This window comes from Bradyrhizobium sp. UFLA06-06, assembly GCF_054820065.1.
In genome coordinates, this window is record NZ_JADFUD010000041.1 from 63,640 (window position 1) to 69,834 (window position 6,195).

Genomic DNA, 6,195 nt, shown 5'->3' on the forward strand with positions numbered 1-6,195 from the left:
ACTCAACCGGCTTCACCGTGCGGCTTAGCCGCGAAGTTTCCTCGCGGTCTCCGCGATCGCGCGGCCCTGATAGCGGGCGCCGGCGAGTTCGTTCTCGCTGGGCTGGCGGCTGCCGTCGCCACCGGTGATCGTGGTGGCGCCGTAGGGCGCGCCGCCGGTGACCTCGTCGAGCCTCATCTGTCCGGCAAAACCATAGTTCAGCCCGACCACCGTCATGCCGAAATGCAGGAGGTTGGTGATGATCGAGAACAGCGTGGTCTCCTGGCCGCCATGCTGGGTCGCGCTCGAGGTGAAGGCGCCGCCGACCTTGCCGTTCAGCGCGCCCTTGGCCCAGAGGCCGCCGGCCTGGTCGAGGAAGTTGGCCATCTGCGAGGCCATGCGGCCGAAGCGGGTGCCGGTGCCGACGATGATCGCATCGTAGTTGGCGAGATCATCGATCTTGGCGATCGGCGCGGCCTGGTCGAGCTTGTAGTGCGAGGCCTTGGCGACTTCGGCCGGCACCAGCTCGGGCACGCGCTTGATGTCGACGGTGACGCCGGCTTCGCGCGCGCCTTCCGCAACGGCATTCGCCATGGCTTCGATGTGACCGTAGGCGGAGTAATAGAGAACGAGAACCTTGGCCATGATGGCCTCCTTTGGGTGGGGGAGAGAAATTGGGTTTGGGGGGCTGTCATTGCCGGGCTTGACCCGGCAATCCATCGTTCTCAGAGACTCTTCCGAAGGGGATGGATGCCCGGGTTTTTGCGTAAAGACGCGCTTCGCGCTTTTGCCCGGGCATGACGAAGTGTGGATGTGGTACTTACGCCGCGTCGACGAGCACGAGCTCGGCATCCTCGAGCGCGGTGATCTTCAGCTTGGCTTCGTCGCGGATCGCGGCGCCGTCGCGGGCGTTGACGCGCACGCCGTTCACCTCGATGCTGCCGGCCGCCGGCACCAGATAGAGGTGACGGGCCTTGTCGGCGGCGTATTCCGCGCTCTCGCCGGCCTTCAGCGTGGTGGCGAGCACTCGCGCATCGGCACGGATCGGCAGCGCGTCGTCGTCGCCGTCGATACCCGAGGCGATGGTGACGAGCTTGCCGGAGCGGTCCGCCTTCGGGAACGGCTTCGAGCCCCAGGTCGGGTGGCCGCCCTTCGTCGTCGGCTCGATCCAGATCTGGAAGATCTTGGTCTTCGCCGGCTCCAGATTGTACTCGGAGTGACGGATGCCGCTGCCGGCGCTCATCACCTGGACGTCGCCGGCTTCGGTGCGTCCCTTGTTGCCGAGCGAGTCCTGGTGCGTGATCGCGCCTTCGCGAACATAGGTGATGATCTCCATGTTGGCGTGCGGATGCGCCGGGAAGCCGGAGTTGGGCGCGATCTCGTCGTCGTTCCAGACACGCAGCGCGCCGTGGCTGACATTGTCGGGATCGTAGTAGCTCGCGAACGAGAAGTGGTGCTTGGCCTTCAGCCAGCCGTGGTCGGCACCGCCGAGCTTTGCGAATGGTCTGAGTTCGATCATGGTCATTCCCCTTGTTGTCGATGTTTGACGAGCGGGCCGGGCGCACTGCGCCCGGCGTCTCCAGAGAATTTTTCGATCAGGCGCCGAAGCCGCCGTCGACGTTGAGCACGGTGCCGGTCACGAACGAGGCTTCCGGGCTTGCCAGGAACACGACGCCGGCTGCGACCTCCTCGGGGCGGCCGAAGCGCTGCAGCGCGTGCTGCAGGCGTTGCGTCTCGGCAAACTCGCCACCGTCCTTCGGGTTCATGTCGGTGTCGATCGAGCCGGGCTGCACCACGTTCACCGTGATGCCGCGCGGTCCGAGGTCGCGCGCCGCGCCCTTGGTGTAGCCGACGACGGCCGCCTTGGTGGCGACGTAGTCGGCAAGGCCCGGGAACGAGGCGCGGTCCGCCAGCATGGAGCCGACGGTGACGATGCGGCCGCCTTCGCCCATCAGCTTGGAGGCAGCGCGGATCGCGGTGATCACGCCGTCGATGTTGATCGCCTCCTGACGGGCGAGCGTCGCGGTGTCGGCCTTGGGATCGTCGACCGCGCCGCCCGATGCGACACCGGCGTTGTTGACCAGGATGTCGAGCCGGCCAAAATCCTTGGCGACGGTCTTCACCAGCTGATCGACATCGGATGACGAGGCCTGGTCGGCCTTGTAGGCGCGGGCGTTGACGCCCTTGCCCTTCAGCTCGGCGACGACAGCCTCGGCCTTCTCGGGAGAGGCGACGTAGCTGATCGCAACGCTGGCGCCTTCCGCGGCGAGTGCGCGGGCGCTGGCCGCGCCGATACCGCGCGAACCGCCGGTGACGAGGGCAACCTTGCCTGAGAGCTTCTTGGTCATTGGATTTCTCCATCGGTTGAATTTGATGGCACTTGGATATGCCTCCGGCTGTGGTATAGAAATAGAAACTATCGAAACTCATTGTTTCCATTATTGAGCAATCAGGACAGCGGCCCATGTCGAAACTGCCGGACTTCGAGGCGCTCGCGATCTTCGCAAAAGTCGTGGAATTACGGTCGTTTGCGGCGGCCGCGACCGAGCTCTCGCTGTCCAAGGCGACGGTGTCCAAGGCGGTCAGCCGGCTGGAGGAACGGCTTGGTGCGCGGCTGTTCAACCGCACGTCGCGGCGGCTGGCGCTGACCGATGCCGGCCAGAAATTGTCGGAGCGCGCCGCGCGGCTGCTCGCCGACGGCGAGGCCGCCGAGAACGAGGCGCTGGCGCAATCGACCACGCCGCGCGGCCTGGTGCGGCTCGCGGTGCCGATGAGTTTCGGCATCAAGACGGTGGCGCCGCTGCTGCCGGAATTCATGGAGGCCTATCCGGAGGTTTCGATCGACCTGCATTTGAGCGACGCGACGGTCGATCTGATCGGCGAGGGCTTCGATGCCGGCCTGCGCATCGCGCGGCTGCCGGATTCCTCGCTGATCGCGCGGCGGCTGTGCGGCATGCCGCGCTACACGGTGGCGGCGCCGTCCTATCTGAAGCGCCACGGCCGGCCGACCCATCCGATGCATCTCGCCGAGCACAAATGCTTCGGCTACGCCTATCTCTCGACCCAGGGCGTCTGGCACTACACCAACGCGTCGGGCGAGCAGGCGAGCGTGCGTCCCGCCGGCCAGCTCCGGGTCAACAATGGCGAGGCCGTGATGCCCGCGCTGCTCGCCGGCCTCGGCATCGCCGATCTGCCCGACTTCATCGTCGGCGATGCGATCGCGCGCGGCGAGGTCGAGGTGATCCTGAAAGGCTGGAAGCAGCCCGAGGGCGCCGTGCATCTCGTCACCCCGCCCGGCGGACCGCGTCCCGCGCGGGTCGAGGTGCTGGCGGATTTCCTGGCCAAGCATTTCGCCAAAGGGCGCGCCCAGCGGAAATAGAAATCCGCACGCCGTTCGGCGGAGAGACATCCGGCCCGCCCCGTCACATTCGTGTCATCCCTTTTAAATTGTATAACTTATGTGAACTAACCCATGATCGTGGGCTGCCACGATCGTCTATTTCTGCGTCCTGAACCGGTGTTGCCGCAAAGCGCATTTTCGGAGGAGCCAGATGATTGATCTGACCAAGCATGATTTCACGTCATTGTCGGTCAAGGACCTGCTCGATGCCCGCGAGGCCTATCACGTGCACCTCGCCCATCTGCAATCGGTCTACGCCACGGCGATCGGCCGCTATCTGATCCGGGACAACGATCGCAACGCGACGGAAAGAAAGGCGCACTCCAAACCGCAGGCGCTCGGTCCGCGCACGCTGTTCAATTCGTCGGTCAAGGACTGGTCGTGGCCCTGCATCCTCGTCTTCGTCCGCGACTGGATGAAGCGCTCCGAACTGAAGAACCATCCCGAGAAGCAGGACCAGCTGGTGCCTCCGTTCCTGTATCTGCCTGATGGTCGAGTCGTGCCCACCTGCGTCGTCAAGGTCGATCCGAACGAGGGTAGCCCCGGCAGCGTCGATCCGCCGGTGTTCAAGAGCGATCTGGTCGGCGGCGGCTTTCCGGTGCAGACCATGATCCAGGGCAAGATCCACCGTGGCTCGGTCGGCTGTCTCGTCACCAATGGCGAGACAGTGTTTGCACTCTCCAACCGTCACGTGGTCGGCGCCGCCGGCCGCGAGATCTTCGCCGGCTTCAAGAACACCGACCGCCGCCTCGGCGTCAGCGATGCGCTGCAACTCGGCAAGCGCGCCTTCAGCGAGGTCTATCCCGGCTGGCCCGGCTCGCGCGTGGTGGCCAATCTCGATGCCGGCTTGATCCGCGTCGATGACGTCAAGGGCTGGACCGCACAGGTATACGGCGTGGGCCAGGTCGGCGACGTCGTCGACCTCAATGTCGGCACCTTCCGTCTCGACATCATCAACCAGCCGCTGATTGCGTTCGGTGCGACCAGCGGATTGATGAAGGGCAAGATCCTCGGCCTGTTCTATCGCTACAAGACCGTCGGCGGCATGGAATATGTCAGCGATTTCGTGATCGGCCCGCGCGACGGCGACACGCCGCTCAACAACTATCCCGGCGATTCCGGCACGGTCTGGTTCGTCGACGATCCGGACGCCAGGAAGAACGCCAGCGGCGCGCGGATCCTCAGTCCTCTGGCACTCGAATGGGGCGGCCAGGAACTGTTCGGATCGAGCGGCAAGGTCCCGATGCAGGTTGCGCTCGGCATCTGCATGGCGACGCTGTGCCGCGAGCTCGATGTCGAGTTGATCGGCGACTGGAACGCCGGCCACACCGAGTATTGGGGCGAATGGGGCCACGTCAAGATCGGCGCCTACGCGACCGGTCTGATCGATGCGAAGCTGCCCAAGCTTGCCGCCATGATGGACGCCAATTCCGACAATATCGGCCTCGACGACAAGCTGCTCGCCGACCTCAAGCCGCATCAGCGAGGCACGTTCTCGCCGCTGGCCGATGTCGCCGACCTGGTCTGGCGCTTCACCCGGCACACCGACGAAAGCAACCATTTCGCCGACATGGACAAGCCGGGCAGGGACGGCAAGACGCTGCTCGACCTTTGCGCGGAGTCGACGCGCAACGTCGATCCGAAGGTCTGGAACGACTATTACGAAGGGATCGGCGAGGACCGGCGCGGCGCGTTGCCGTTCCGGGTCTGGCAGATCTTCGACGAGATGGTGGAGTACGCCGCCGCCAACAAGAAGCTGGAGTTCGTCTGCGCCGCGGGCATTGTCGCGCATTACATCGGCGATGCCTGCCAGCCACTGCACATCTCGCAATTCCACCATGGCCTCGATCCGAACGACAAGGCGCATGCCAAGGTGCACAGCGTGTACGAGACCACGATGATCGGCCGGCACGGCAAGGATCTCATCAAGATGATCCCTGACGCCCGGACCAGCGACGTTGCCGAGATTGTCCCTGGCGGCACGCCGACCGGCCGCGACGCCGCGGTTGCCGTGGTCGCGCTGATGCAGCGGACCGTGAAGCGGTTGCCGCCGATGACCATCGTCAACCTGTTCAATTCGCATATGGGCAGCGGCCAGGTCGAGGCGCTGTGGTCGAAGCTGAAGGATGCCACCGCGGCCTGCATGCAGGACGGTGCCAAGACCCTGGCCCGGGTCTGGGAAGCGGCCTGGCGCGCCGGTGCGGGCGAAGACCGCGGGCAGGGCGGCAAGTTCGATCAGGACAGTTTGAGCAAGCTCTACAACGACCCGAGCTTCCTGCCGGCGTTCCTGCTCCAGCAGCTGACACTGGATGCCGACGACCACCTCGTTCCGATCGGAGGAAACAGCACGCGGCGCCGCGGCGCGACAACGGCGCGACGCGCGCGTCCGCAAACAGCGAAGAAGGCCGCCAAGAAAGCTGCGAGGGAAACGGCCAGGAAAGCGCCGAAGAAGGCGCCGGCGCGCAAGCGTCCGGCCACGGCAGCTCCGGTCCGACGCGCGGCCGCCAGCAAGAAGACCGCGACCAAGCGCGGCGCGGCCAGCAAACGGTCGGTCGGAAAGACCCGCAAGGCGGCGCGCAAGCGTTAGCTAGTGCATGATGGAGTCAGGCTGAACCAGCCTCGCGGCAGACTGCTGAACCTCTCCCGCTTGCGGGGGAGGTCGTATCGCATCAGAGATGCGATACGGGTGGGGGCTCTCTCCACGATACGACTCGTGGAGAGAGCCCCCACCCCAACCCTCCCCGCAAGCGAGGGCTTTGCGCAATTGGGCGTGCGCGGGTGCAGGCCAGTGTCAGGCATTTTTTTGCGTGGCTTCT

The 6,195-nt window shown here is 65.3% G+C and carries 5 protein-coding genes; 2 read left to right on the forward strand and 3 right to left on the reverse strand.

The features are described 5' to 3' along the window. Nucleotides 1–24 precede the first annotated feature (24 nt). The 3 genes from wrbA to IF803_RS28870 form a co-directional block, all read right to left on the reverse strand. The gene (gene wrbA, locus IF803_RS28860) at nucleotides 25–624 is read right to left on the reverse strand and encodes an NAD(P)H:quinone oxidoreductase (protein WP_028341126.1); all 600 of its coding nucleotides are present in this window, start codon (nucleotides 622–624) and stop codon (nucleotides 25–27) included. Nucleotides 625–799: 175 nt separating this feature from the next. Further along, complete coding sequence (locus tag IF803_RS28865) at nucleotides 800–1,498, reverse strand: pirin family protein (RefSeq protein ID WP_092086905.1); 699 nt, start codon at nucleotides 1,496–1,498, stop codon at nucleotides 800–802. A 76-nt stretch (nucleotides 1,499–1,574) separates the two neighbouring features. Then, nucleotides 1,575–2,327, reverse strand: coding sequence for an SDR family NAD(P)-dependent oxidoreductase (locus IF803_RS28870; protein ID WP_069278265.1), 753 nt, complete (start codon nucleotides 2,325–2,327; stop codon nucleotides 1,575–1,577). A gap of 116 nt (nucleotides 2,328–2,443) precedes the next feature. Here IF803_RS28870 and IF803_RS28875 point away from each other — a divergent pair, with 116 nt between their 5' ends. Beyond that, nucleotides 2,444–3,358 carry a LysR family transcriptional regulator gene (locus IF803_RS28875; protein ID WP_016846155.1) on the forward strand — a complete coding sequence of 305 codons (915 nt, stop codon included), beginning with the start codon at nucleotides 2,444–2,446 and terminating at the stop codon, nucleotides 3,356–3,358. A 172-nt stretch (nucleotides 3,359–3,530) separates the two neighbouring features. Continuing rightward, a complete protein-coding gene (locus tag IF803_RS28880; RefSeq protein WP_461194381.1) occupies nucleotides 3,531–5,966 on the forward strand; it encodes a Nal1-like putative serine protease in 2,436 nt (811 codons plus the stop codon). Nucleotides 5,967–6,195 lie beyond the last annotated feature (229 nt).

Excerpts from the sequence above, each read along its gene's own strand:
- IF803_RS28875 (WP_016846155.1), top strand. The coding sequence starts at position 2,444 with ATGTCGAAACTGCCGGACTTCGAGGCGCTCGCGATCTTCGCAAAAGTC.
- IF803_RS28870 (WP_069278265.1), bottom strand. The coding sequence starts at position 2,327 with ATGACCAAGAAGCTCTCAGGCAAGGTTGCCCTCGTCACCGGCGGTTCG.
- wrbA (WP_028341126.1), bottom strand. The coding sequence starts at position 624 with ATGGCCAAGGTTCTCGTTCTCTATTACTCCGCCTACGGTCACATCGAA.
- IF803_RS28880 (WP_461194381.1), top strand. The coding sequence starts at position 3,531 with ATGATTGATCTGACCAAGCATGATTTCACGTCATTGTCGGTCAAGGAC.
- IF803_RS28865 (WP_092086905.1), bottom strand. The coding sequence starts at position 1,498 with ATGATCGAACTCAGACCATTCGCAAAGCTCGGCGGTGCCGACCACGGC.